Source organism: Mesorhizobium sp. WSM1293 (assembly GCF_000513875.1).
GTDB classification, from domain to species: Bacteria; Pseudomonadota; Alphaproteobacteria; order Rhizobiales; family Rhizobiaceae; genus Mesorhizobium; species Mesorhizobium ciceri.
This window is the reverse complement of the sequence record NZ_AZUV01000001.1, coordinates 109,917-135,762: the sequence shown is the minus strand read 5'-3', so window position 1 is coordinate 135,762 and position 25,846 is coordinate 109,917. Positions and strand designations below refer to the sequence as shown.

The following is a 25,846-nucleotide window of genomic DNA, read 5'->3' as shown; positions in this document are numbered from 1 at the left end:
ACCGATCGGGAAACCAGGAATGAACGAAATACGGCCTAAAACGCCGCCTACCTACGAGCAGTTGAGGACGATGGCCGGGCTGGAACTCGGCGTGTCGGAGTGGACGACGGTCGACCAGAACCGCATCGATCAGTTCGCTGAATGCACCGGCGACCATCAATGGATTCATGTCGACCCTGAAAGGGCGCGGCGGCAAAGCCCGTTCCGCACGACGATCGCGCATGGCTATCTGACGCTGTCGATCATCGGCGCGCTGGCGCTCGGCATGGGCATCGTGCCCGAGAATACGCAGGCCGCCTTCAATTATGGCTTCGACAAAGTACGCTTCCTGGCGCCGGTCAGGGTCGGCGCCCGCATCAGACTGCGCATCACGCTGCTGTCCATGGAGGACAGGGGCCCGGGCCAGTATCTGATGAAGGCGGCCAACACGGTCGAGATCGAAGGCGAGGAAAAGCCTGCCTTGACGGCGGAAACGCTGGTCATGCTCTATGAACGCCGCAAGCGGGCAGGTGCCTGAGCCTGTTTGGAATTCTACTCTCTGAGCGGTGTGCGCGTCACGAAGCCCTGGATTCTGCGCGGCCTGTGGCGCGGGCCGAGAGCAGTGCGAGGAACAGCGCAGCCAGCGCCAGCACCGTCGCCGTCTGAAAGGTGACCTGCATTCCCCGGGCGGCGGCCTCGGAACTCAGAAGACCAATGCCTTCGTGCCCTTCGGCCGATGCGACGGCGAATATGGCGCCCATCAACGAGGCGCCGGTGATGAGCCCGAGATTGCGCGAAAGGTTGAGCAGACCGGAGACGACGCCGCGCTGACCCGCGTCAACGCCGGTCATGACGGCTGCATTGTTCGACGTCTGGAACAGCGCGTAGCCGATGCAGGTGACGGTGATCGCAACGACATAGCCGGCAATGCCGAATCTGGTCACGGCGAGCGACAGCAGGAACGTGCCTGTCGTGAGGCTGAGCAGGCCTGCGACCATCATCCTATGAGCGCCGAAGCGGTCGGTCAGGCGTCCGGCCACCAACGCCGACAAGGTCGAGACGAGCGGGCCGGTCGACAGCACCGCACCCACCATTGCAGCATCCAGCCCGAGCCCGCGCGACAGGTAGAACGGAGCCACCACCAGCGTCGCCATCATCACCGTGGCGACGACGAGGCTCATGGCGAGACTGGCACTCAGCTGAAGATCGCGGAAGCTGGCAAGCCGGATCAAGGGGTTTTTCACTCTCGCCTGCGCGGCGGCGAAAAGAAAAACGCCGGTGCCGGCGGCGATCAGCAGGCCGATGTTGAGCGTGCCGAAATTGCCTCTGCCCAGCGTCATCGCCAGCGCATAGGCGGCCAACGTCAGGGCCAGCAGGGCGGTGCCCACGACATCGAACGTGCCTCGGTCGAGCCGCGCGGTTTTATTGCGTGCCGGCAGGGCACGCCAGGCAAGAACGAAGGTGAGCACTCCCAGCGGGACATTGACGAGGAAGATTGCCCGCCAGCCGAAGCCGGTGATCAAAAGGCCGCCGAGCGAGGGGCCAAGTGTCGTGCCGATCGCGGACAAGGCGCCGAGCAGGCCCATGGCGCCGCCGATTCTGTCTTTGGTCACGGTTTCGGCGACGAAGGCCAGCGTCAGCGCCATCATCAGCGCTGCGCCAAGTCCCTGCACGGCGCGTGCGGCAATCAGCAGCCAGAGTGTCGGCGCCAGGCCGCAGAGCACCGATGCGGACGTGAACAGCGCGATGCCCCCAAGCAGCAACGGTCGGCGCCCGAACATGTCGGCCAGCCGGCCGGCGCTGACGATCAGTGTGGTGATGGCGAGGAGATAGGCCAGAACAACCCATTGCACGGCCTGGAACGTCGCGCCGAAATTCTGCATCAGCGACGGCAGCCCGACGCTGGCAATGCTGGTTCCCAGCGACGACAGCAGTGTGGCGAGCGACAGGCTTGCCAACGCCCAGCCGGCGGATTGCATCCGTGGTGGCGCCGATGTCAGCGCGTCCGGATTTTGCTCAGCGATTGCCACGGCGATCTCCTTCCATCAGTCCCACAACCGGAACTGCTGGAGATCTAGTTCCTTGGCGAATGTGGCGGAAGGCGCAGCATTTGCATCTTATTCGTGCGTTTGGCGCCATATCATGTCATGATCTGCCGATGACATCACCCGATCTCAACTTACTGTTCGCTCTCGACGTCCTGCTGACCGAAGGCAGCGTGGCGCGCGCCGCCAGCCGCCTACGCCTCAGCCCTTCGGCGATGAGCCGCACGCTGGCGCGACTGCGCCAGGCGACGGGCGATCCGCTGCTGGTTCGCGCCGGTCGAGGCCTTGTGGCGACGCCGCGTGCGGAAGAACTGCGACAGCAGGTAGGCCGTGTCGTCCAGGATGCGGAGGCGATCCTGCGCCCTGCCACCTTGCTCGATCTCCCGAACCTGGACAGGGTCTTCACGCTGCGCACCAATGAGAGCTTCGTCGAAGAGTTCGCACCTCGTCTCGTTGCCCGTATCCAGGCCGATGCGCCCGGCGTGCGGCTGCGCTTTGCACCGAAGTCCGACCGGGACGTCATGTCGCTGCGCGACGCGGCGATCGACCTGGACATAGGCGTCGCTGGCGAGACCGGCCCGGAGGTGCGCATCCAGGCGTTGCTTCGCGACCGCTTCATCGGCGCCGTGCGAACGGGCCATCCCTTGACCGAGGGCGCAGTGACGCCTGAGCGCTATGCCGCAGGCCGACACATCAGCGTTTCACGGCGTGGCCGCGAGAAAGGCCCGATCGACGAGGCTTTGAACCGGCTCGGGCTGCGGCGGACCGTCGTGTGCATGGTTTCCGGTTTCTCGGCAGCCCTTGCCATGGCCCGCACATCAGACCTGATCGCCAGCGTTCCGGAGCGGCATACCGAGGGCGCACGCGCCGGCATGCGCAGTTTTCCCCTGCCGGTTGCCACCGCGGAAGTCACTATCTCCATGCTCTGGCATCCGCGCCTCGATGCCGATCCGGCGCAACGCTGGTTGCGCGACTGTGTGCGGGAGGTGTGTGCGGCGTCGCGCTGACAACGATGAGAAGCCTGCGCCAACCGCCCAGGCTTCTCATCTGTCCAGTCTATTCGGTTTGGCGTTTCTGCAAATGCCTCAGTGCGCTTAGTGTGAGCGTCGCCATGACCGAACAGTAGGCGACCAGCGGCCACGCCGTGTCTCCGCCGAGCAGGACGACGAACAACGTGCCGAAGATGCCGACGACAAGGCTCTGGATGCAGAAGTAGAGTGCGACTGCGGTTCCCGCGACATCGCCAAACGCCTCGAGTGCACCGTTTGCGGTGACTGAGACAATGAAGACGATACCCACGGCAACGACCCACATCGGCAAGATAAATGTCGCGAAGGACGGCTGTGCGAACAGTTGCCCCACTGCCAATAGCGCCGCGCCGAACAGCAGCATCGCCATGCCTCTGATGGCACCGCCGGCGATGCCCCAGCTTGCAATGAACCTTCTGGCGAAGCGGGTGGTGACGATCATCACCAGCGCCGCGGTGGCGAAGGCTAGACTGAAGCCGAACTGTGAAAAGCCGGCGCGATCCATGAGCACCCGTGGCGCAGTCGAAAAGAACACGAAGAAGGCGCCCATGGCGGCACTGAATGCAAGCGTGTAGGTCCAGAAGGCAAGACTGGAGAGAATGGGTCGAAGCGCCATTCGCCTGGTATCGCCATTCGAGGGGCGGGTTTCGTGCCATTTCGGCCATGCGTTGAGGGTAGCTGCCGTGGCCAGGACTCCGAGCGTCAGGAAGATCGCCCGCCAGCCGAAATTGTCGGCAATCAACGCACCGGCAACCGGCCCCAACGCCGGCACGAAAGCCAACATCGAGCTGAACAGGCCGTAAATGACGGCACTTTCGGGTCTTTGCGCATAGACGTCGCGAACCGTTGCGAAGGTTGCAACGAGAATGGCGGACGCACCAATGGCCTGCACGACGCGCAGGACGACGAAGACAGCGGCCTGCGAGGTGCTGGCGAGCAGAAAGGAAGCGCCTGAAAACAAAAGCGCGCCACCGATCAGCACCGGGCGCCTGCCGATCCTGTCGGAAATCGGGCCGAAGACGACTTGGCCGAGCCCAAGACAGATCATGTAGAGGCTCAGCGTCAGCTGGATGACATCAGGCGATGTCTCGAGGATTCCCGGCATCGCCGGGACAATCGGGAGGTAGATGTCCATGGCCAGCGAGGCCAGGATGTCGAAGGGCGCCATCAGCACCATGGCTGCTGGCAGGGAAGTGGTCCATGTCGGGTTTTTTGGAAGAGGCATGATTGAACATCCGCTCAAATGGCTACATTTGGCGGCGATCTGCCGTTCTCACTGAAGATGGGAAATGACGGGCCGCCGCAACAACGAAGTGCTGTTGCGGCCTACTTGTCTGCTGACTTGCTGGTTCCCATAAACGCTATCCCGGAAAATGACGGCGCAGACATTCTCTCGAGTGCGCTCGCGTTTCCCTAGCAGCCGAAGGTTGCCCAGGCAACAGGATCAGCTTGATGCGCGTCAACGCGCCATCGCCGCCTCGAGCACCCTGAAAATCCGCTCGTCCGCGCATTGGGCAACGTTGAAGCGCAGGAAACGGCCAGCCGTTCCGGACAGGCTGAATGCGTTGCCGGGCGCCAGCACGATGTTGTCGGCCAGAGAGCGGCGGGCGACTTCGGCCGCATCGACGCCGTCCGGCAGGCTGCACCACAGGAAGAGGCCAGCCGGCTGGTCGATCCACGGCGTGATGGCGATCGCTTTCAGGTGGGCGGCCGTCTCGCCCATGGCGCGCGCAAGCTTCGCGCGCAGCAAATCCATGTGCTTGCGGTAGCTGCCGTCCTTCAGCAACGTCAGCACCAGTTCGGCCGCGAGCCGGCCACCGCCGAAGGTCGTGGCGATCTTGAGGTCGGTCAGGGGCTCGATCCAGTCGCGCGGTGCGGCGATGAAGCCGCAGCGAACCGATGCCGACAGCGTCTTGGAGAAGCTGCCGATATGGACAACGCGGTTGAGACCATCGAACGCCGCCAGCCTGGGGGCGGGCGCATGTTCGAAATCGGCGAAGATGTCGTCCTCGACAATGGTCAATTGCGATTGATCGGCGAGTTTCAGCAGCCGGTGCGCGGTGACTGGCGACAGCACCGCGCCGGTCGGATTGTGGATGCCGGAATTGGTGATGTAGAGGCGTGGCCGATGCTCGGCCAACGCCTGCGCGAACAGATCGATATCCGGCCCCGACGGCGTGTAGGGAACGCTGACGACCTTAGCCCGGTGAGCGCGCAACAGGGCGTGGAAGTTGAAGTAGCAGGGGTCGTCGACCAGCACGGTGTCGCCGGGCTCGATCAGGAACCGGCACAGGAGGTCGATGGCCTGCGTGCCTGATTCCGTCAGCATGATCTGCTCGGGCGAGGCCTCGATGCCATGCCCGGCCATGCGCCGCGCCAGCAATTGCCGCAGCGGTGGCAGGCCGAGCGGCGTGCCGTAATCGGCCAGTGCGACATCGTCGGCACGCGCCACCGTGCGCAGTGCCCGGCGCAGCCCTGCCTGTGGCATCCATGAAGCGGGCAGCCAGCCGCAGCCGGGCTTCAGCATGTCATCGCCGGCCTCCAGGGACTGGCGCGAGATCCAGAGCGGATCGACGGCGCGGTCGAGGCGGGGGCCGATTTCGGCCAGCGACAGCGGCGCCAGCGATCCGGCGGCATAGAAGCCGGATCCCGGCCGCGAGCGGATCGCGCCTTCGGCGGCGAGCCGCTCATAGGCTTCGACCACGGTGGATTTGGACACTCGCATGGATTTGGCAAAGGCGCGGATCGACGGCAATTGCCCTCCCGGCGTCAGGCTGCGCGCCGCGATCCGCTGGCGGATCGTCGCCATGACGCCTTCGACCAGCGTACCGCCGCTCTCGGTTCCTGTAGTCTGCTTGTCCATCCGTACTGCTCTGCTGACCATGACAGTTTTGCATAATTGTACCGCATTGTCTCTGGCGATACTACCGGCTCCGCGCGATACGGAGCCGACAAACGGAGCATACGATGGACAAGACCGCGAGTGGCTGGATGAATGGATTCATCGGCGTGTTGATCTTCAGCGGCTCGCTGCCGGCAACGCGCGTGGCGGTCAGGGAATTCGATCCGACATTCCTGACCTCGGCCCGGGCGGCGATTGCCGGACTGCTTGGCCTTGCGCTGCTGCTCCTGTTTCGGCAGAAACGCCCGGAGCGCGGCGATCTGCTGTCGCTGGTGATCGTGGCACTTGGCGTGGTTGTCGGCTTTCCCTTGCTGACCGCGCTGGCGCTGAAGCACGTCACCACGGCCCATTCCATTATCTTCGTCGGCCTGCTGCCGCTGGCCACTGCGATATTCGGCGTGCTGCGCGGCGGCGATCGGCCGCGCCCGGCGTTCTGGTTGTTTTCATGCATAGGCAGTGCGCTGGTCGCGGGCTTTGCGCTGACGCAGGGCGTGACTGCCTCGCCGGTCGGCGACGGTCTGATGCTGGCTGCCATCATCGCTTGCGGCCTCGGCTATGCCGAGGGCGCCGCGCTGTCGCGCAGGCTCGGCGGCTGGCAAGTGATCTGCTGGGCGCTGGTGCTGTCGCTCCCGGTCATGCTGGTGCTGACGCTGATGACCATGCCGCCGTCGTTCGACGGCGTCGGCGTCAGTGCGTGGATGGGGCTTGCCTATGTCTCGTTGTTCAGCATGCTGATCGGCTTCGTGTTCTGGTATCGCGGGCTGGCGCAAGGCGGCATCGCCGCGGTTGGACAGTTGCAGCTGCTGCAGCCATTTTTCGGGCTGGCACTGGCAGCGACGCTGCTGCACGAGCAGGTCAGCCCGCTGATGGTGGTCGTTACGCTTGGCGTCGTGCTTTGCGTCGTAGGCGCCAAGCGATTCGCGAAGCAGGAATTGCCACGACGCGCGATTGCCTGACGACGGTGCCGTCCTCGCCTAAAACTTCGTCACCACCCCAATACCAATGCCCTCGAAGCCGCCCATCGCCATCAGGGCCGCAGGCGCCTCGTCGAGGCTGATCCTCTTGCCGACCAGCAGTTCGGGCTTCAGCTTGCCGTTGCGGATCATGTCCATCATCGCCTGGTAGCGGTAGGCCTGCATGCCGTGGCTGCCGAGGATTTCGAGCTCGAAGGCGATCACCTTGTCCATCGGCACCTGCGGCCGGGCATGCTCGCCCAGCATCAGGCCGACCTGCACATGGCGGCCGCGCCGGCGCAGATTGGATATCGAATTGAACGAGGTGGTGGGGTGGCCGAGCGCGTCCATCGACATATGCGCGCCGCCATTGGTGATCTGCTTGACCGCCTTGACCACGTTCGGCGTCGTAGATGCATTGATGGTGGCGACGGCGCCGATCTTTTTGGCGAAATCCAGTTTCTCGTCGGTGAGATCGATGGCGATGACATTGGCGCCCATGGCGCTGGCAATCATAATCGCCGACAGGCCGACGCCGCCGCAGCCATGCACCGCGACCCATTCGCCCGGCTTCACCCGGCCCTGGTCGACAATGGCTCGAAACGAAGTGACGAAGCGGCAGCCGAGGCTGGCGGCGGTGGCGAATTCCATCTCGTCGGGCAGGCGCACAAGATTGGTGTCGGCATGTTCGATGGCGACATATTCGGCAAACGAGCCCCAGCCGGTGAAGCCAGGCTGTGTCTGGTGCTCGCAGACCTGGTGATTGCCCGAATTACACTCGAAGCAGCGGCCGCAGCCGACGGCGAACGGCACTGTGACGCGCTCGCCGGCCTTCCAGCGCGTGACCTGCTTGCCCGCGGCGACGACGATGCCGGCAAGTTCGTGGCCCGGCACGTGCGGCAGCGTGATGCCATCGTCATGACCCATCCAGCCATGCCAGTCGCTGCGGCACAGACCGGTCGCCTCGACCTTGATGACGACGCCATCGGCTGCCGGCTTCGGATCAGGAACGGTCTGGATCCTCGGCGCTTCGCCGAATTTCTCGAAGACGACGGCTTTCATCGATAACTCCAAATAATTTCACGGACCACGCGCATCGAAGCGCGAAGATAGCCGATTCCTGGGCGCGGCGAGTCCGAAATTGATGCCGTCGATCAGGCCTGGGACGCGGGAGCCGTGTCGAGCAGCGGCTGCCAGGCTCGGAACCAGTCGTCGGCCTCGGCGTCCCATGGCCAGATGCCTTCAGTCGTCGGAAAAATCAGCTGCACGACACGGAAATCCGGGCCGTCGTAGAACCAGAGATCCCAGCCGAAATGCTCGGGGTAGTGCTCGATATGAACAGCGTCGAACTGGCAGTCGAAGTCTTTGACGAAGCCGGACGTTCGCTGTCCTGGTTCGAAAACCTCGCCTGAGTGGACCCGTCTGCAATACTCGTTGATGATGGACTGCGAGATTTCAGGCCTCAGACCTATCACGACCAATTCTGGAGCCCCGAAATTGTGCTCGATACCGACTGAATAGGCGAAGGGCGCCAGGTCGCCTTCCTCCAGCACGTACAGGATATGGCAGCCATAGGCCTCGATGTCGGCAAGCGCCTTTACTTCCTCTGGATCGGTGGCTTCTCTATTCGGCATCGATCTGGTTCTGGGGCGCCGCTTTCTGGAAGGCCGGCAGCGCCATGCAGGCGGCGTTGATGCGCGCGATCGTCGGGTAGGGCGTCAGATCGACGCCAAAGCGGGCATTGCTGGCAATCTGTGCGGCGAGGCAGATGTCAGCCAGACCCGGCGCGTCGCCATGGCAGAATGTTCCGGTCTCCGCCGACAAGGCCAGGATCTTTTCAAGCGGCTGAAAGCCCTCGTTCACCCAGTGGCGGAACCAGTTGACGACGTCCTCGTCGCCGGCGCCGAACAGCGTGCGCAGCGAGGTCAGCACGCGCAGATTGTTCACCGGGTGGATGTCGCAGGCGATCATCTGCGCCAGCATTCTGACCCGTGCCCGACCGGCCGCATCCCCTGGCAACAGCGGTGGTTCCGGGCTGGTCTCGTCGAGGAATTCGATGATCGCCAGCGATTGCGTCAGCAGCGTGCCGTCGCCGAGCACCAGCGCCGGCACCAGCCCTTGCGGATTGACCGCGAGATAGGCTGGTTCGAGGTGCTCGCCATGGCGCAAATGATGCGGGACGTAGTCGTAGCTCAGCCCCTTCATCTCCAGCGCGATCCGCACCCGATACGAGGTGGAGGAGCGGTAGTAGTTGTGCAGGACGAGTTCGCTCATGGCCTCACTTCGGCTGGCCGATGGTCACTTCGATGGTCCCGATGCCGTCGACGCCGCCGGTCATCGTGTCGCCGGGGCCAACCGCGCCGACGCCTGCCGGCGTACCGGTGAAGATCAGGTCGCCGGGCTCGAGCTCCATCGCCTCGCTGCAGATCGACACGATATCCGGTATCGGCCAGATCAGTTCGGCGAGGTCGGCATCCTGCCTGACCTTGCCGTTGACGGCGAGCCAGATGCGGCCCTTCTGTGGGTGGCCGGATTCGTGCGCTTGCACCAACGGGCTGCAAGGGGCGGAGCGGTCGAAGGCCTTCGACCAGTCCCAGGGCCGGGCGGCCTTCTTGGCCTCGTCCTGCAGGTCGCGGCGGGTGAGGTCGATGCCGACACCATAGCCCCAGACATGGTCCAGCGCCTTGTCGCGGGCAATGCGGAAGCCGGCTTTGCCGATCGCGGCCACCAGTTCGATCTCGTGGTGCAGATTGGCCGTCAGCGGCGGGTAGGGGATAGCGGTGCCGGAATCGACCACCGCGTCGGCCGGCTTGGTGAAGAAGAAGGGCGGATCACGCTCGTCATTGCCGAATTCGCGGGCATGCGCCGCGTAGTTGCGGCCGACGCAGTAGATACGGCGCACCGCAAAACGATCGGACGAGCCGGCAACGGCCACCGATGCGGTTGCGGGCAGGGGAAGGACGAATTCTGTCATCAAGGGTCTCTGCTTGGTTGCCGGAGCATTCGATCGATTTAGGGCCTGGACAAGGCGATCTGGTCGAGAAAGTGCCGGCGGCACTTTCCGTCGGAGATGGCGATATACTATTTGGCAATAATCTGGCCATGGTGGAGAGGTTATTCTAATTGCTCACGAACTGAAATGAACCCCATGACCGCAACCCACGATCGCGCCCGGTTCCTGATCATCGACGACCATCCGCTGTTTCGTGAGGCGCTGCACAGCGCCGTGCAGATGGCCTATCCGGAAGTCGACACGGTGGAGGCGCGCTCGATCACCGAGGCGCTCGATCTTCTGGCCGATGCCAAGCCGTTCGACCTCGCGCTTCTCGACCTCTCGATGCCCGACGTGCACGGTTTTGACGGCCTGCTGCAACTCCGGACCCGCTATCCGCGCCTGCCCGTGGTGATCGTCTCTGGTTACGAGGAGCCGAAGATCATTTCCGAAGCGCTGTCCTATGGCGCTGCCGGCTTCATCCCGAAATCGGCGCGCAAGAGCGACCTCGCCGCAGCCATCCGCTCGGTGATGGAAGGCGCGATCTATGTGCCGGAGACCTATGAAGGCCGGCCGCCGGACGCCGACAGCGCCGACCGCGCCGACATGGTGCAGCGCCTGTCGACGCTGACGCCGCAGCAACTGCGCGTGCTGCAGATGCTGCGCCAGGGCCTGCTCAACAAGCAGATCGCCTACGAGCTGCAGGTGGGAGAGACCACGGTGAAAGCGCATGTGTCGGAAATCCTGCGCAAGCTCAATGTGTACAGCCGCACGCAAGCGGTGATCGAGGTGTCGAAGCTGGACAATGCGGAGTTGTTTCGCGATCAGGCTGGGTTTTGAGCTTTTACCCTGCCGTTCAAGGGGAGGGTATGAAGCTAAGCCAGCAAATGCGCCAGCAGCGCCCTTAGTTGGGCCGGCTTCAGTGGCTTGCGCATCAGTTCGATGCCGCCGGAGCGGGCGGCTTTGGCGACCGCTTCCGAACTGTCGGCGGTGACGATCAGCGCCGGCACGGCGCGGCCGAGATAGTCGCGGACTTCGGCGATGGTCGTGGTGCCGAGATCGCCGCCGTCGAGATGCTGGTCGGCAATGACGATGTCGGGCACCCAGTCGGTGTCGCCAAGCATGTCGAGCGCATCGTCGGTCGAGGTCGCGGCCCGCACCAGGCATTGCCAGCGTTCGAGGAGGAAGGTCATGGCCTGCAGCACTTCGATATCGTTCTCGACCAGCAGCACCTTGGTGCCGAACAGGCCATAGCCGCGCGGCCGTTCCATGTCGGCAACGCTGGCGATGGCATCGGCTGGCGCACCGATGCCGACGGGTACATCGATGTGGAAGATCGTGCCGCGTCCGACCTTCGACGAGAATGTCACGGGATGACCGAGCGCGCTGGCCATGCGGCGCACGATGGCGAGCCCGAGCCCGAGACCGCCACCGTCCAGTTCGGCATTGGCCGGCGAGGTGCCGCGGTGGAACTCCTCGAACACCGCCTCGCGCTGGTCGTCGGGAATGCCGCAGCCCGTGTCGGCGACGTCGATGCGGATGGTGTCGCCGCGATGCCTGGTGCCGACAAGCACGCCGCCCGAGCGTGTATAGCCCAGCGCGTTGGAGAGAATGTTCTGCAGGATACGGCGCAGCAGCGTGCGGTCGGAGCGGACCACGGCATGGACCGGCCGGAATTTCAGCGACAGGCCTTTCATCTCCGCCACTGGCAGGAAATCCGAGCGGAGCGACGAGAACAGCGCCTCCAGGCTGACGTCGCTTATGTCGGGCTGCACCACGCCGGCATCGAGCTTGGAGATGTCGAGCAGGGTTCGCAGCAGGTCCTCCATCGTCTCCAGCGAGCGCTCGACCTGCCGCACCAGTTTCTTGCCCTCGTCGCTGGTCTGAACTTCGGCGAGCGCCGAAACCGAAAGGTGGGCGGCATTCAGCGGCTGCAGCACGTCGTGACTGGCAGCGGCGAGGAAACGGGTTTTTGACAGGTTCGCCAGTTCGGCGTTTTCCTTGGCGGCACTGAGGTCAATGTTCGACTGCTCCAGCCGCCGCAAGGTCGAGTGAAGTTCCTCGGTACGTGTACGCACCCGGTTTTCCAGCGAGATCGTGGTCTGGAACAGCGAAAAGGCGTTGCCTTGCTGGTCCATCGAGCGCTCGACGCGGCTGACCAGTGCCGCGTTGATCTTCTTCAGCTTTTCAAGATCGTTTATGTCCCTCAGCGGCATCTTGTTGCGCCGTCCTATTCCGCCGCCTGGCGCTCGCCGAAGGCGATGCCGGTGAAAGTCTGGTTCAGATGCATCGACCGGTACTGTTCGCCATAGGTGCCGAAACCGATGACATTGTTGACCCGGTAGAGTTCCGAGATTTCGCGAAACACCTGCCGATTGCGTGCGTCCAGCCGGCGCAGCACGCAGTCGAAGCCGAGGATCATGTCGATACCGCCAAGCCTCTCCTCGACGTCGCGCAGGGCGGCGCGCGTCGATTCGACCATGTCCTTGGGCTGAGCGATCGACAGCACGACGCCATCGTCTATGGCGCAGAAGAACGACAGCGAGCCGTCGGCATGCATCTTCTGGATCGACCGGCAATAATATTGTCCGCCCACCTTCACCACCACGGGATGCGAGGCGAAGCTCAGTGGCGTCAGCATCTGCGCGACGATACCGACGGACGCGGCATATTCCTGCGCCGCATTGGTGGCGTTGAACTCGCGCACGATGCGGTGATCTGGATCGGAAGCCGTCACCACCAGTTTCTCATCGGTGGGAACGAAATTGTCGGTCTTGAAGACATGGAAGGGAATTTCGGTCGATATCAGCACGATGATGGCGCTGTCGGAGGTGACCTTGCCGTTCGAGATCAGGCGCGTCGTCTCGAATTTCAGATCGTCGCCGGCGGAGCCGCCAAGCAGCGGAATGTCATCGAGACCCCAGTGGATGGCTGAACTCACCGCTTCTTCGGCATAGGAGAGCCCGTCGATGAAGCAGAGCGCGAAAGTGCCTTTGGTCCGATCGCAACCGAGGCGCGCGCGCAGCGATCGCCGCAGGGTCTCGACCTCGCCGGTGATCCTGTCCATACCCGACGAGGACAGATTTTCGACCATCACGCTGACGGCGGTAAACGCGGGGGACGGAAGCAGCATGGCCAGCACATGACCATCCTCGAGACCTTGCGGCGTGATCTCGCCGGCAGTCGAGCAGCCGGCGTGGTGGAGCGCCGGCGCGTGGGTCATGAGCGCCTGGGAAAGGGCGCTGGCTTCGACCAGGCTCTGGGAAAAGAACAGCAGGGCAAAGCCCGCGTCGATGGCGGCTGCTTCCAGTGCGATCGCCTTGGCGAACGCCTCCATGTCGGGCTCGTCCGTGGTGAGCGCCGACAGGCCGCATGCATAGCGCGTCTGTGAATTGGCCAGCGATGTTCTCCGCATTTCCTCCGACGCTTTTTTGTGCGCGGCTGTTTTAAATGCTTCTGGCGCGCGGGCGTCGACCGACATTGTTGCCTTCAATCGGCGGTTTGGCAATGGGGCCACCGGCACCGCATGTTTGGGGCGGCCATGACCGAAAGTACAATGTGCCGCGTTTGCGACGTGCTGTTTTTTGTCCGATGTGCGGTGTACCAATAACGCATGGCCGATGCGCCAACGCCGCGTTGGCAACGTGATGACCAAGGTTGATACCCAGGGAGGGACCATGTCGGACGTTTCGTTGATGGTGAACGGAAAGCGGGTCAGCGGTGCTGCCGAGGACCGAACACTTCTGGTTCACTTCCTGCGGGAAAATCTCGGCCTTACCGGCACGCATGTCGGTTGCGACACCTCGCAATGCGGTGCCTGCGTCGTCCACGTCGACGGCAAGGCGGTCAAATCCTGTACGATGCTCGCGGTGCAGGCCTCCGGCTCGACCGTGTTGACGATCGAGGGCCTGGCAAATGGCGCCGACCTGCATCCGGTGCAGGCCGCCTTCAAGGAACATCACGGGCTGCAGTGCGGCTTCTGCACGCCGGGCATGATCATGACGGCGACCGACATGATCGGCCGCCACCCCGAAGGGCTCGACGAGGCGACGGTGCGTGCCGAGCTCGACGGCAACATCTGCCGCTGCACCGGCTACCACAACATCGTCAAGGCGATCCTCGCCGCATCGACGACGATGAAGGGGTCGAAGGGTAAGGCGAAACAAGCGGCTTGAACGAGGCAGTAGGGCAATAAGGCAGTAGGGCAGTAGGGAATCGGAGCCAATTTTTCCCTACTGCCGTACTGCCCTACTCACCTACTCCCCTACAATCTCGGGAGGAATTTCTGATGGGCATTGAAGGTGTTGGCGCTCGGGTCGCGCGCAAGGAAGACAAACGATTCATCACGGGCGCCGGCCGCTATGTCGACGACATGGTGGTTCCCGGCATGAAGCACGCCGCCTTCGTGCGCAGTCCGCACGCGCATGCGCAGATCAAGAAGATCGATGTGAAGAAGGCCCAAGGCATGCCCGGCGTCATCGGCGTGCTGACCGGCAAGGAACTCAAGGCCGATGGCATCGGCAATCTCATCTGCGGCTGGATGATCCACTCCAAGGACGGCTCGCCGATGAAGATGGGGGCATGGTCGCCACTCGCCTTCGACCGGGTCCGTTATGTCGGTGACGCCGTCGTCATTGTCGTCGCCGAGACCAAGGGGCAAGCGCGTGACGCCGCCGAGGCGGTCGAGATCACCTACAAGGAGTTGAAGGCCGTCGTTGACGCCTCCAAGGCGATGGACAAGGGTGCGCCGCAGATCCACCCCGAAGCGGACAACAATCTGATCTTCGACTGGGACATCGGCAATGCCGACGACACGGATGCGGCCTTCGGGAAGGCAGCCCATGTCGTCAAGATGGACATCATCAACAATCGGCTGGTGCCTAACGCCATGGAGCCGCGCGCCGCACTTGGCCATTACGACAAGGCCGAGGATCACTACACCTGCTGGACGACCTCGCAGAACCCGCATGTGGCGCGGCTGGTGATGAGCGCCTTCTACAATGTCGCGCCGGAAAACAAGCTGCGCGTGATCGCGCCCGATGTCGGCGGCGGTTTCGGCTCGAAGATCTACATCTATCCCGAAGAGATCGTCTGCCTGTGGGCGTCGAAGAAGACCGGGGTGCCGGTCAAATGGGTGGCTGACCGGACCGAGAGTTTTCTGACCGACGCGCATGGCCGCGACCATCACACCCATGCTGAAATGGCCTTCGACAAGGACCACAGGATCCTCGGCCTGAAGGTCGAAACCCAGGCCAATCTTGGCGCCTATATGTCGCTGTTTTCGTCGGCGACGCCTACCTACCTCTATGCGACGCTGCTGTCGGGCCAGTACAATATCCCGGCCATCCACGCCAATGTGAAGGCGATCTATACCAACACCGCGCCCGTCGATGCGTATCGCGGGGCAGGGCGGCCGGAAGCGACCTTCGTCATGGAGCGCATGATGGAGACGGCGGCCCGCCAGTTCGGCGTCTCGCCGGCCGAGCTGCGGCGCAAGAACTTCGTCACAGCGTTTCCGCATCAGACGCCGGTCATCATGTGCTATGACGCCGGCGACTATGCCGCTTCGCTCGATGCGGCAATGAAGGCGTCGGATTATGCCGGCTTTGCCAAGCGCAAGGCCGCCGCCGCCAAGAAGGGGCTGCTGCGCGGCATTGGCATGAGCTGCTACATCGAAGCCTGCGGCATCGCCCCGTCTGCTGCCGTCGGCTCGCTCGGCGCCGGTGTCGGCCTTTGGGAATCGGCGGAAGTGCGCGTCAACGCGGTCGGCACGATCGAGGTGCTGACTGGCTCGCACAGCCACGGCCAGGGCCATGAGACGACCTTCGCGCAACTGGTCAACGAGCGCTTCGGCGTGCCGCTCGATTCGGTCTCGATCGTGCATGGCGACACCGACAAGGTGCAGATGGGCATGGGCACCTATGGCTCGCGCTCGGGTGCAGTCGGCATGTCGGCCATCGTCAAGGCCCTCGACAAGGTCGAGGCCAAGGCCAAGAAGATCGCGGCACACCTGCTCGAAGCCGACGAAGGCGATATCGTCATCGAGAATGGCGCGCTGAAGGTCGCCGGCACCGACAAGAACGTGCCGTGGTTCCAGATGGCGCTGGCCGCCTACACTGCCCACAACCTGCCGGGCGGCATGGAGCCCGGGCTGAAGGAGACGGCGTTCTACGATCCGTCGAATTTCACCTTCCCGGCGGGCTGCTATATCTGCGAGGTCGAGGTCGACCCGGAAACCGGCGTCACCGAGATCGTCCAGTTCGTCGCTGCCGACGATTTCGGCAACATCATCAACCCGATGATCGTCGAAGGCCAGGTGCATGGCGGGCTGGCGCAAGGCATCGGCCAGGCGCTGCTCGAAGGCGCCCATTATGACAATAGCGGCCAGCTTTTGACCGCGAGCTACATGGACTACACCATGCCGCGCGCCGGCGATCTGCCGTCGTTCAAGGTCTCGACCTCGAACACGCCATGCCCGGGCAATCCGTTGGGGATCAAGGGCTGCGGCGAGGCCGGCGCCATCGGCTCGCCGCCGGCGGTGATCAACGCCCTCACCGACGCCATCGGCAGCAACGATCTTGCCATGCCGGCTTCGCCGTCCACCGTCTGGGCCGCGATCCGCGCGACGAAACACTGAAAGCGAATAGCGAATAGGGAGTAGCGAATAGGGAAGAGAAGGCGGTGCGACTGGATAGATCCTATTCGCTATTCGCTACTCCCTATTCGCCCATTCACCCAAGGGAGAATTCCATGTACGCAGTCAACTATCACCGCGCCGCCTCGGTCGCCGATGCTGCCAAGCTGGTCAAGACAGGCGACGCCAAGCTGCTTTCGGGCGGTATGACGCTGATCCCGGCGATGAAGACGCGGCTTGCCGCGCCGTCAGACCTTGTCGACCTGTCGCGGATCGCGGAGCTGCAGGGCGTCAAGGTGTCGGGCAAGACCGTCACCATCGGCGCCGCGACCACGCATCACGCCGTTGCCAATGACGAGAAGCTGAAGAAGGCCTGTCCGGCGATTGCCCATCTGGCGTCACTGATCGGCGATCCGGCGGTGCGCCACAAGGGGACGATCGGCGGCTCGATCGCCAACAACGACCCGGCGGCCGATTATCCGGCGGCGCTGCTGGCGCTGGGCGCCACCATTATCACCAACAAGCGCGAGATCGCTGCCGACAAATTCTTCAAGGGTCTGTTCGAGACCTCGTTGAAGGAAGGCGAGATCGTCACCGCGGTCACCTTCACCGCGCCGGCCAAGGCGGCCTATGAAAAGTTCCGCAATCCGGCATCGCGCTACGCCATCGTCGGCGTGTTCGTTGCCAAGGGCAAGGATGGCGTCAGCGTCGCCGTCACTGGAGCCGGCGATGACGGCGTCTTCCGCTCGAAGGAGATCGAGGCAGCATTGGCCAAGAATTTCGCGGCCTCGGCACTGGAAGGTGTGAAAGTGCCGGCGAAGAATCTGATGACCGACATCCATGCCTCGGCCGATTATCGCGCCAATCTGATCGCGGTGATGGCCAAGCGCGCGGTTGCGGCAGCCAACGCCTGAGAAACTGTTTGGAAACTCTACTCCGGCGGCCATCTGATGGCGTTTTCTGTGCTTCCGGTGCTCACGTACCAAAAGTACGCTCCGCTCCGGTTCTCGAAACCACCACCATATGACTCGCCAGGGCGAGTTTCGAAACAGTTTCTAATACGATCAGTCGCAGACAAGGAAAGGGGCCTCCGTGGCCCCTTTTTTGTCGTGCGGCGGCCTGCATCCGTTCAGTTGCTGCTGGCATGGCCGCCGCACTGCTTGAAGCAATTCCGGCCGATACATCGCCCGGACCTGATCCGGCAGCAATCTCGCACTTGCACAAATTCATATTGCACTGCAATATGGACTGGGCGGGAATGCGAGCTGGGTTCGATTTGTACCGTCGTACCCTTCGCATACCTATTGCGAGAGGATCGGCATGACCGACATTTCCGCGACGCATGTCGTTCCGTCCCGATCCGCCGCCGACAGATCAACCAGAACAAGACTGGCCTATCTCGACGGCTGGCGCGGGCTTTCGATCGCGCTGGTTCTGATCGGCCATTTCTTTCCGGTTCCGGGAATCAATCTTGGCGTGCTGGGCGTCGAATTCTTCTTCGTGCTCAGCGGCCGGCTGATGGGCGAGATCCTGTTCATCGAACGCTACCCGCTGAAAAAATTCTTCAAACGCCGTTTCTCCCGCATCTATCCGGCTCTTCTGGTCTTCGTAGTCGTCGCGATGATCGCGCTCTCCGGCACGTTCCTCGCCTTCAAATGGAAGGCCGCGCTGACGGCGCTGACATTCACCTACAATTATGCCGGCATTCTCGTGGCTCGGGCAGGGGCGCTCGACCATATCTGGTCGCTCTGCATCGAGGAGCACGCCTACATCATCCTGGCGCTGATCAGCGTCATCGTCTCAAGTCGCTCTCGCGTGGTCGTGCTGCTCCTGGCGCTGGCCTTGCTGGCCATGGCCAATGGCGCGGTTTCGTACTGGGTCTTGGGGATGGACTACGAAACCACTTATTGGCGCACGGATGTGCACATCGCGTCGATCCTGCTGTCGGCTTCGATCTGCCTGCTCAAGGCCGACGGCAGGCTGCCGGCGTTTTTGAGAGGCAAGCATGTGGCCCTGGTGGCGACGGTCTGTGCCGTTGTCCTGTTCCTGGATCGGGTGCCGACGCCGATGCACTATCTCTTCGCGGTGCCGCTGCTGGCTCTGGCCGTCAACGCACTCGATTTCAGCCCACGGTATTTTTCCGGATTGCTGTCGTTCTGGCCGATGGCGACGCTGGGGCTGTGGTCGTACTCGCTCTATTTATGGCAGCAGCCGTTCTACAAATTCGTCTATGAGCAAGGCAGCGCGCCGATACCGATGCTGGCCGCGGTCTTCGCTTGCGCGGCCTGCAGCTACTACCTCATAGAGCGCCCGGCGCGCGAATGGCTCAACCGCAACTGGTGAATGCCGTCGTGCCCGGCCAGATGATCGTGAGTGCAGGTGGAAGGATCGTGCTTCGTAAGCAGACGATCAATTAATTGTTTCTAATCTAACTTTCGGGAAAGCAATGACCTGCTTTCCGATATGGGCCAGTCTCATTAGACATTGGTCGTATGGTAGGCATTCCTTATTGCCTCGCCGGCTTACCCGCCTAGTTTGTTCGCAGGACACATCTGAGAAGATGGTTCGAAGACACATCTGGGAGGATGGAATGGATACGACCGGGGAAAGGGCGGGCGGCTGGCTCGACCGCTCACGCACCGTCGCCGAGCCTGGCTTCAGCAGGTGGATGGTGCCGCCGGCGGCGCTCTGCATCCACCTTTGCATCGGCCAGGCCTATGCGTTCAGCGTTTTCAACTTGCCGATGTCTAAGCTGATCGGCATCACCGACTCGGCGCCCGACGACTGGAAATTGACCGGCCTCGGCTGGATTTTCTCGATCGCGATCCTGTTCCTGGGCATTGCGGCGGCGTTCGGCGGTGGCTGGCTGGATCGCGTTGGTCCGCGCAAAGCCATGGTCGCTTCTGCCTGCTGTTTCGGCGGCGGCTTCATAGTCTCGGCGCTCGGCGTCTATCTGCACCAGTTGTGGATCATCTATCTCGGCTACGGCGTGCTGGGCGGCATCGGTCTCGGCCTCGGCTATATCTCGCCGGTCAAGACGCTGATCACCTGGTTTCCGGACCGGCCGGGCATGGCAACCGGCATGGCGATCATGGGCTTCGGCGGCGGCGCCTTCATCGCCTCGCCGCTGTCGGTTTATCTGATGAAGCTGTTTTCGACGCCTGAGCACATCGGCGTCGCCGAAACCTTCCTGGTGCTGGGCATCGTCTATTTCGTCTTCATGCTGATCGGCGCCGTTATCGTCAGGGTGCCGCCGGAGGGCTGGAGGCCTGCCGGATGGACGCCGCCGGCGGCACAGAATGCGATGGTGACGACGTCCAATGTCCATCTCGACGATGCGTTGAAGACGCCGCAGTTCTGGCTGCTGTGGGGCGTGCTGTGCCTTAATGTGACGGCAGGGATCGGCGTGCTCGGCCAGGCCTCGGCGATGAGCCAGGAGATGTTTCCGGGACGCATCACGCCTGCCGCTGCCGCCGGCTTCGTCGGCCTGCTGTCGATCTTCAACATGCTCGGCCGCTTCTTCTGGGCCTCGACCAGCGATTATATCGGCCGCAAGACAACTTATGCCATCTTCTTCGCGCTGGGTGTCGTCCTCTATGCGGCGGTGCCGTGGACCGGCCAGACCGGCAGCGTTTTCCTGTTCGTGCTGTTCTACGGGATCATCCTCAGCATGTATGGCGGCGGCTTCGCCACCATTCCCGCTTACCTGCGCGACGTCTTCGGCGTGCGTTACGTCGGCGCCATCCACGGCCGATTGCTGACCGCGTGGTCGGTGGCGGGCGTGCTTGGCCCGGTGCTGGTGAATTATATCCGGCAGTACCAGATCGACAGCGGCGTTGCGAAGGCCGACGCCTACACGGTCACCATGTACATCATGGCCGGCCTGCTGGTTGTCGGCCTCCTGCTCAACCTGATGATGCGGCCCGTCAATGCGCGCTTCCACATGAAGACCGAACCAGCGGTGGCTTAGAGTCAGTTCCATCCCGATAGAATCGGGATGGGCTCTATCTTGTTGTTTGAGCATGATCTTTTCCGAAAACCGGAGTTCACTTTTCGGGATCAGCTCTGAGGAGACCGACCATGGCGCAAGACAACGAGAATTCGATCAAACTCACGCTGGCCTGGCTGCTGGTCGGCATCCCGTTGGTCTGGGGGTTCTGGATGACGCTGGTGAGTGCGACAGCCCTGTTCCAGTAGTCCTCATCTTCGTGCGCAGATCTGCCTGTTCTGTCAGGCGCTGATCTGCCTGGCGTAATAGCGCACCGCTTTCTTGCCGCCATGGATGACGGCGTCGCCGGCCTCGACGAAGCCGAGCGCGGCGTGAAAGGCATCCGAGGCGGGGTTCGGCGGGGCGGTGTTGACTTCGCAGGTGACCAGCGTGTGGCCGGCGCGCTCAACATGGCCGAACAGGTCCTGATAGAGCCGGCGGGCGTGGCCGCGGCCGCGTGCGTGCGCCGCCACGACGACCCGGTCGACATAGACGAAGCGCTCATAGCGTTCGCGGAACCACAGGAAATTCGGGCTGTCGTAGCGGGCGTCCTGGTCGAAGGTCATGATGAAGGCTTCGAGATCGCCGATGCGCCTGGTGTAAAATGCTTCGCCAAGCAGGAAGGACAGCCGCTCAGCCTCCAGCCACGACAGTTCGGCGGCATGCTCGTTGTTGAGCGCCAGGATCGCCGCTTCGTCTTGGGCCGATACACGGGCTATCGGGGCAGGGCTCGAGGTCATGCCTTGGCTGCCGCGATCGTTGCCGCCACCAGCGCTGTGTCGGTCAGCGTGTTGCGGTACTCGCGATCGAGATCGGAACCACCCATGCCGACATGGGGATTGCGGTAGTCCATGGCACTCGGCACATCCTTGAGGGCGGCAAAATGCATTTCGGACAGGCCGGTTCTGCTGCGCACTTCGGCAATGTTGTGCAAATCCAGTCCGCCGCAGCCGAGGATGACGATGCGGTCGCCGGCCTGCCGCACCAGATCCGCCAACAGCGGCAAGCCTTCGATGGCAGTGTCACGCTGGCCGCTGGTCAGCACGCGGCCGACCTTGCTGCGGATCAGCGATTCGAGCGCCTCGGCCGGCTCGCGCGTCATGTCGAAGGCGCGATGGCAGGTGACGTTCAAGGGGCCGGCGGCCTGCGTCAGTTCGCTCATGCGCGCCTCGTCCATGGTGCCATCGGCGTTCAGGCAGCCAAACACCACGCCGGGCACGCCGAGTTCGCGCAGTGCCGAGACATCTGCCAGCATCGAGGCATATTCGGTCTCACTGTAGAGAAAATCGCCGCCGCGCGGCCGCACCATGACGTGAAACGGCACGTTTGCCTGCTCGATGGCGGCGCGGATCGTGCCGAGGCTTGGCGTAATGCCGCCTTCGACGAGGCTGGCGCACAGTTCGACCCGGTCGGCGCCGGCGGCTTGCGCCGCGAGAAGGCCGTCAATGCCTTCGACACAGATTTCGATCAGCGGCAGGCGGGGAGCTTTGGTCAAGGGGCGATCCATTCCATGATTTCCCGGCCAGCCCTACCACCGCGCCGGTTGCTGCGAAAGCGCGAACAGACTTTCGCGCCGGGCACGGACTTCGCGGTTATTGGCGCAATTCCGTGTTCTTGGCGCCTTGCTCGACCTGATCGATCACCAGAAGCTTCACCTCGATATCACCGATATTGGTGGCCTGATGCCACTGGCCGATCATTTCGATGATGAAATCGCCGGCCTTGTAGGTGTTGCTGTCGCCGGTCTCGACATTGGTGACCTTCAGCGTGCCGGCCTGGACATAGGCATAGCGCGGGAAAGGGTGCCTGTGGACCGGCAAGGTCGCGCCCGGCGCGATGTCGTAGGTCGAGACCAGCACCTGCACGTTCTTCTGCGGCAGCGTGATCGGTTGGCCGGACGCGGTCGTCGTGCGCGACGCAAGAGGGGTCACGACGACAGGCGTGCCGCTACTGTCCAGCGCGTGGGCCGGGTTCGCGGAAAAGGCTGCCGCGAGCAGCAGTCCGGACATCAAAATTTTTCGCATGATTCGCATCCACCCCTGGCGTCAACATCGCGCAGTGGCCACCAGCACGCAAGGCAGCGCCTTGGGCACCTGCCTGCCGGCCAAAAATATTTTTGTCGCCCCTCTTGAAGGAAAAAAACACGATTACCAGATCGTTTTCCGTCGAGGCTTCGGCTCGACATACTGGCGTCGCAGCGACGCTGCGACAGCCTCGTAATCCATGTTGCTTCACGGAGGATATGGCTATGAGAAGCTCTGATTATACCCCTCTTTACCGCACAACGGTCGGCTTCGACCGTCTCTTCGATATGCTCGAAAAAAGCGTACGCTCCGACTGGCCTCCCTACAATATCGAGAAGACCGGCGAGAACGACTATCGCATTACGATGGCTATCGCCGGCTTCGCTCTCGATGAGGTCGAACTCATGCAGAACGGCCCCGAATTGTCTGTCGTCGGCCAAAGGAAACCCGACCAGGAAAATCGGGAGGTCCTTCATCGCGGCTTGGCGACGGGCAACTTCAAGCAGGTGTTCAAACTTGCCGACCACGTAAAGGTCAAGGCGGCCAACCTCGAGAATGGCTTGCTGTCAGTGGACCTAGTCCGCGAAGTGCCCGAGGAACTCAAGCCTCGGCGCATTGAGATAGGGTCCGAAGCCAAAGCGGTTTCGCTCGAGCAACCCGGCAAGAAGCAGTTGATCGACTCGGATGCGGAGCCTCAACGCGAGGTCGCCTGATTCCCTGGACCTAAATCTACGGTCCGCCTCCCGGTTCGGCCGGGAGGCACAGATCGCGGAGAATGGAGATGAGAACCGGAACTTACAGTTTTCACCAACCTGAACCGAAAAATCTTGCCGCGGAATCCGCCGGATTGCGGACGCCGGATGATGTGCTGAACGAGGAGACGATGACGATCGGTGCAAAGCGGGCTTTGCTCGCTTTCTGGGCTTCCGACGTTCATGCGGTTCCTGACAATCCCGCGTTGCGGCAATTGGACAACGGCGCCGTCGTGGAAGTCAGCGACATACTTCGCGCACTCCGCCTTCTGGACGAAACCGGGCGGGAACCGCGTGTTTCAAAGGAGTCGGGAACCGTCAGCCTGTCTTTCGACCGACGCCGCAAGAAGAGCCGGCTCGGTTGGATGCGGCGCCCCTGGCGAGATGACGATGATGATCCGCCGTCAATCCCGGCCTTTGCAACGGTGCCGCCCGGGCGTGGAGGCGGCGGCATGTTGGCCGAGCCGGAGCATGCAATCGCATGATGACCCGAACCAACAACAACCCACGTGCGGAATGGAGGATCACATGAGTTACAGGACGTTCGACCGACCGGTCCTGGTCAAGAATGGCGAGTTCGTTCAAGAAATAGGGTGCCTCGACGATGCGTTCGACTTCTTTGACGAGTGGCCAAGGGAGCGGCGGGGTCCGATTTTCGAAACGGCCTTTCGAGCTTGCCAGCGTGCTCACGACGGCCAGGTTCCGCTGACGGTGGCGCGCGATGCCGTCGCCGGCTTCGCAAGATCCGTCAAAATCTTGCAGGACCCGCTTGCCCAATTCCCTTGGATGGACGGCACAAGGTCAGGTCGTGGTGGAGTAGCCGCTTAGCCTTGATAAGGGGCGGCGCCATCAGGATGGTCCGGCTGCATGGTCGTCGTTTCCGCATCGCTACTAGGTGAGCTGCCCTGCCAGCTCACCTTTGGCGGGCGGTTGTTGTTCGAGCCGTTAGTACGGTTTTTTGGCGGGCGCGTCCGCGTCGCCATCAGCGGCATGCGACACTCTCGCAGATTATGCGACGGCCCTCAGCGGAGGCTCCGCCATTGTCCCCAGGCCGTCGCATTCCGTGCAGGCACCCGTCTTTCCGGGGCAGCCACCCCGATGGGTTCCCTGCGGGCAGCAGTGCCCGTTTGACGCATACCATTTGGAGCAGTCGAAAACCCTGCCGCTGCCATGACAGCGCGGGCATTCCATATTCGATGAAATCATACCAATTCTTGCCCAACCCAAACGCACTCGCCCCATGCCGCAAGTAACAGGAATCATTGCGCTTTCAAGCACATTGCCCTGACTTAAATTGGGGGGATCGACGGATGGCCGGCATCGATGGCGAACTATCGTTGCGCCGTAATTGCGTTGCTCGTGAAAATCTTGCTCGTCACAAGCCGGGTTGGGCATTGGTCGGCACCAGCAGGCTGCGCCGCCTTGTCCGGTTCCTTGTCGGCAGTGACAGCGACTGCGTCGCCGGGCTGCGCGTTGGCGGCCTGTGTGGCCGTGGACGCGAAGAGGACCGTCTGAGTGATGAGAGCCGAAACCGCGGCAACCTGGACCAGCACGGCGGCAAGGGCGATCTTCTTGAGCATGCGAGAAAACGCTTTTTGGCGCTCCCGGTTCCCCCATTCAGGTTTTCGGCTTGCTGCGGGAACAAGGGACCGGCAGTGCGGTTAACTCGATTATGCCGAGCAAGATCAAAGAACCACCATCGAAGCCCGAACCAGAGAAGCTACCTGTCCGACGTCGGGACAAAGAAGCCCCGCCAGAGCTTGAACATGTCGACCCGCCACCACGAGATGTGCGAGAGGCACCGGCACCCAACCCGAACGGTGACAAGAGATGAAATCCTGATGAGATCGCGGTGATGAGATCGCCGTGATCGAAGCGCGCTGCATAGCGGCGCTGGGTCAAATTGAGAATCAACCTGCTGACTGCGGTTTTCCAGACATGCCATAGATCAGCCCCTATGGGCGACCTGACCGTCTCAACGCTTTGAAGAATTTGGCTCCCCGGGCCGGATTCGAACCAGCGACCAACCGGTTAACAGCCGGTTGCTCTACCACTGAGCTACCGGGGAACGGAGGCTCTTATGTGAGTGGCGCAGCCTATAGCTGCCCTTTTCGGCTTTGCAAAGAAGCTTTTCACATTTTTCCGAGGCTTTTTCGCGCAGGCCTTTCTCGCAATCGTCGAAGGATGCCCTCATATTAGCCGTCCTGGCAGGGATATGGAACCGAAAGCGCGGCGGCGGCTTTGGTTTGAGCATGCTTGCGAACGACCAAACGGATCAATCTTTCGAGACGATGACAGCACAAGACAACCAGATGCCGGCGCGCAAAATCTCCGTTTTCGGGCGCGAGTTCAAAATGCCGCGCTCGCGCGGGCTCAGAATCACGATCGGCATCCTGCTGACCATCGGTGGCATCCTCGGTTTCCTGCCGATCCTCGGCTTCTGGATGGTTCCGCTCGGATTGCTGGTGCTGTCCTATGAATTCGCCATGGTTCGCCGTCACCGGCGTCGCTTTGTCGTCTGGTGGGAACGGCGTCGCCGGCCCGATTGA

General features: G+C 62.6%; 27 protein-coding genes and 1 tRNA gene. 14 read left to right on the top strand and 14 right to left on the bottom strand.

Annotated elements, in window-relative coordinates; genetic code table 11:
- Positions 1-19: 19 nt before the first annotated feature.
- Positions 20-517, top strand: a complete 498-nt coding sequence (locus tag M729_RS0100720; protein WP_013531248.1) for a MaoC family dehydratase — start codon at positions 20-22, stop codon at positions 515-517.
- A 37-nt stretch (positions 518-554) separates the two neighbouring features.
- Here the strand turns inward: M729_RS0100720 and M729_RS0100715 are convergent, their stop codons facing one another.
- Positions 555-2,009: an MFS transporter gene (locus M729_RS0100715; RefSeq protein WP_013531249.1), complete on the bottom strand. Its 1,455-nt coding sequence runs from the start codon at positions 2,007-2,009 to the stop codon at positions 555-557.
- A gap of 128 nt (positions 2,010-2,137) precedes the next feature.
- Between M729_RS0100715 and M729_RS0100710 the strand changes: the two genes are divergently transcribed.
- Positions 2,138-3,031 (top strand): LysR family transcriptional regulator, encoded by an 894-nt coding sequence (locus M729_RS0100710; RefSeq protein WP_013531250.1) that lies wholly within the window; start codon positions 2,138-2,140, stop codon positions 3,029-3,031.
- A gap of 49 nt (positions 3,032-3,080) precedes the next feature.
- Here M729_RS0100710 and cml read toward each other — a convergent pair whose 3' ends face one another.
- Entirely contained in the window at positions 3,081-4,277 is a 1,197-nt protein-coding gene (cml, locus tag M729_RS0100705; RefSeq protein WP_027160454.1) for a CmlA/FloR family chloramphenicol efflux MFS transporter, read from the bottom strand.
- Positions 4,278-4,511: 234 nt separating this feature from the next.
- A complete protein-coding gene (locus tag M729_RS0100695) occupies positions 4,512-5,915 on the bottom strand; it encodes a PLP-dependent aminotransferase family protein (RefSeq protein WP_027160453.1) in 1,404 nt (467 codons plus the stop codon).
- Between the two features lie 104 nt (positions 5,916-6,019).
- Between M729_RS0100695 and M729_RS0100690 the strand changes: the two genes are divergently transcribed.
- Positions 6,020-6,910: a DMT family transporter gene (locus tag M729_RS0100690; protein ID WP_027160452.1), complete on the top strand. Its 891-nt coding sequence runs from the start codon at positions 6,020-6,022 to the stop codon at positions 6,908-6,910.
- Positions 6,911-6,928: 18 nt separating this feature from the next.
- Here M729_RS0100690 and M729_RS0100685 read toward each other — a convergent pair whose 3' ends face one another.
- The 4 genes from M729_RS0100685 to M729_RS0100670 form a co-directional block, all read right to left on the bottom strand.
- Positions 6,929-7,969 (bottom strand): zinc-dependent alcohol dehydrogenase family protein, encoded by a 1,041-nt coding sequence (locus M729_RS0100685; RefSeq protein ID WP_027160451.1) that lies wholly within the window; start codon positions 7,967-7,969, stop codon positions 6,929-6,931.
- A gap of 92 nt (positions 7,970-8,061) precedes the next feature.
- Positions 8,062-8,541, bottom strand: coding sequence for a DUF4262 domain-containing protein (locus tag M729_RS0100680; RefSeq protein ID WP_027160450.1), 480 nt, complete (start codon positions 8,539-8,541; stop codon positions 8,062-8,064).
- Entirely contained in the window at positions 8,531-9,181 is a 651-nt protein-coding gene (maiA, locus tag M729_RS0100675; protein WP_027160449.1) for a maleylacetoacetate isomerase, read from the bottom strand. The genes M729_RS0100680 and maiA overlap by 11 nt, the downstream gene beginning before the upstream one ends.
- A 4-nt stretch (positions 9,182-9,185) precedes the next feature.
- Entirely contained in the window at positions 9,186-9,881 is a 696-nt protein-coding gene (locus M729_RS0100670; protein WP_027160448.1) for a fumarylacetoacetate hydrolase family protein, read from the bottom strand.
- A 174-nt stretch (positions 9,882-10,055) separates the two neighbouring features.
- Between M729_RS0100670 and M729_RS0100665 the strand changes: the two genes are divergently transcribed.
- Positions 10,056-10,739 carry a response regulator transcription factor gene (locus M729_RS0100665; RefSeq protein ID WP_024503826.1) on the top strand — a complete coding sequence of 228 codons (684 nt, stop codon included), beginning with the start codon at positions 10,056-10,058 and terminating at the stop codon, positions 10,737-10,739.
- 35 nt (positions 10,740-10,774) lie between these two features.
- Here the strand turns inward: M729_RS0100665 and M729_RS0100660 are convergent, their stop codons facing one another.
- The gene (locus M729_RS0100660) at positions 10,775-12,115 is read right to left on the bottom strand and encodes a hybrid sensor histidine kinase/response regulator (RefSeq protein WP_013531263.1); all 1,341 of its coding nucleotides are present in this window, start codon (positions 12,113-12,115) and stop codon (positions 10,775-10,777) included.
- Positions 12,116-12,129: 14 nt separating this feature from the next.
- Positions 12,130-13,314, bottom strand: a complete 1,185-nt coding sequence (locus M729_RS0100655; protein ID WP_050580471.1) for an FIST signal transduction protein — start codon at positions 13,312-13,314, stop codon at positions 12,130-12,132.
- 262 nt (positions 13,315-13,576) lie between these two features.
- Between M729_RS0100655 and M729_RS0100650 the strand changes: the two genes are divergently transcribed.
- The 5 genes from M729_RS0100650 (at position 13,577) to M729_RS0100630 (ending at position 20,503) form a co-directional block, all read left to right on the top strand.
- The gene (locus M729_RS0100650) at positions 13,577-14,074 is read left to right on the top strand and encodes a (2Fe-2S)-binding protein (RefSeq protein ID WP_013531265.1); all 498 of its coding nucleotides are present in this window, start codon (positions 13,577-13,579) and stop codon (positions 14,072-14,074) included.
- 113 nt (positions 14,075-14,187) lie between these two features.
- Positions 14,188-16,536: a xanthine dehydrogenase family protein molybdopterin-binding subunit gene (locus M729_RS0100645; RefSeq protein ID WP_027160446.1), complete on the top strand. Its 2,349-nt coding sequence runs from the start codon at positions 14,188-14,190 to the stop codon at positions 16,534-16,536.
- A gap of 113 nt (positions 16,537-16,649) precedes the next feature.
- On the top strand, positions 16,650-17,447 hold the full coding sequence (locus tag M729_RS0100640) for a xanthine dehydrogenase family protein subunit M (protein ID WP_027160445.1): 798 nt from the start codon (positions 16,650-16,652) through the stop codon (positions 17,445-17,447).
- Positions 17,448-17,853: 406 nt separating this feature from the next.
- Positions 17,854-18,876: an acyltransferase gene (locus M729_RS0100635; RefSeq protein WP_027160444.1), complete on the top strand. Its 1,023-nt coding sequence runs from the start codon at positions 17,854-17,856 to the stop codon at positions 18,874-18,876.
- 247 nt (positions 18,877-19,123) lie between these two features.
- A complete protein-coding gene (locus M729_RS0100630; protein ID WP_013531269.1) occupies positions 19,124-20,503 on the top strand; it encodes an OFA family MFS transporter in 1,380 nt (459 codons plus the stop codon).
- 260 nt (positions 20,504-20,763) lie between these two features.
- Here the strand turns inward: M729_RS0100630 and M729_RS0100620 are convergent, their stop codons facing one another.
- The 3 genes from M729_RS0100620 to M729_RS0100610 all read right to left on the bottom strand — a co-directional run bounded on the left by M729_RS0100620 (position 20,764) and on the right by M729_RS0100610 (position 22,545).
- Complete coding sequence (locus tag M729_RS0100620) at positions 20,764-21,261, bottom strand: GNAT family N-acetyltransferase (protein ID WP_027160443.1); 498 nt, start codon at positions 21,259-21,261, stop codon at positions 20,764-20,766.
- Positions 21,258-22,028 (bottom strand): copper homeostasis protein CutC, encoded by a 771-nt coding sequence (locus tag M729_RS0100615; RefSeq protein ID WP_027160442.1) that lies wholly within the window; start codon positions 22,026-22,028, stop codon positions 21,258-21,260. The genes M729_RS0100620 and M729_RS0100615 overlap by 4 nt, the downstream gene beginning before the upstream one ends.
- 85 nt (positions 22,029-22,113) lie before the next feature.
- Entirely contained in the window at positions 22,114-22,545 is a 432-nt protein-coding gene (locus M729_RS0100610) for a cupin domain-containing protein (RefSeq protein WP_024503833.1), read from the bottom strand.
- Here M729_RS0100610 and M729_RS1000000138715 point away from each other — a divergent pair.
- The 4 genes from M729_RS1000000138715 to M729_RS0100590 all read left to right on the top strand — a co-directional run bounded on the left by M729_RS1000000138715 (position 22,544) and on the right by M729_RS0100590 (position 24,125).
- Positions 22,544-22,741: a hypothetical protein gene (locus tag M729_RS1000000138715; protein ID WP_027160441.1), complete on the top strand. Its 198-nt coding sequence runs from the start codon at positions 22,544-22,546 to the stop codon at positions 22,739-22,741. The genes M729_RS0100610 and M729_RS1000000138715 overlap by 2 nt on opposite strands.
- 28 nt (positions 22,742-22,769) lie before the next feature.
- A complete protein-coding gene (locus tag M729_RS0100600; protein ID WP_013531273.1) occupies positions 22,770-23,258 on the top strand; it encodes an Hsp20 family protein in 489 nt (162 codons plus the stop codon).
- A gap of 62 nt (positions 23,259-23,320) precedes the next feature.
- A complete protein-coding gene (locus M729_RS0100595) occupies positions 23,321-23,782 on the top strand; it encodes a hypothetical protein (RefSeq protein ID WP_245267524.1) in 462 nt (153 codons plus the stop codon).
- Positions 23,682-24,125 carry a DUF982 domain-containing protein gene (locus tag M729_RS0100590; protein WP_348626638.1) on the top strand — a complete coding sequence of 148 codons (444 nt, stop codon included), beginning with the start codon at positions 23,682-23,684 and terminating at the stop codon, positions 24,123-24,125. Before M729_RS0100595 ends, M729_RS0100590 begins: the two co-directional genes overlap by 101 nt.
- Positions 24,126-24,628: 503 nt before the next feature.
- On the opposite strand, the gene M729_RS01000000134560 is transcribed toward M729_RS0100590, so the two are convergent.
- Positions 24,629-24,877 carry a hypothetical protein gene (locus tag M729_RS01000000134560; RefSeq protein WP_032807945.1) on the bottom strand — a complete coding sequence of 83 codons (249 nt, stop codon included), beginning with the start codon at positions 24,875-24,877 and terminating at the stop codon, positions 24,629-24,631.
- 413 nt (positions 24,878-25,290) lie between these two features.
- Positions 25,291-25,365: transfer RNA gene (locus tag M729_RS0100580), tRNA-Asn, on the bottom strand.
- Positions 25,366-25,588: 223 nt separating this feature from the next.
- Here M729_RS0100580 and M729_RS0100575 point away from each other — a divergent pair.
- Positions 25,589-25,846, top strand: a complete 258-nt coding sequence (locus M729_RS0100575) for a hypothetical protein (RefSeq protein WP_024503836.1) — start codon at positions 25,589-25,591, stop codon at positions 25,844-25,846.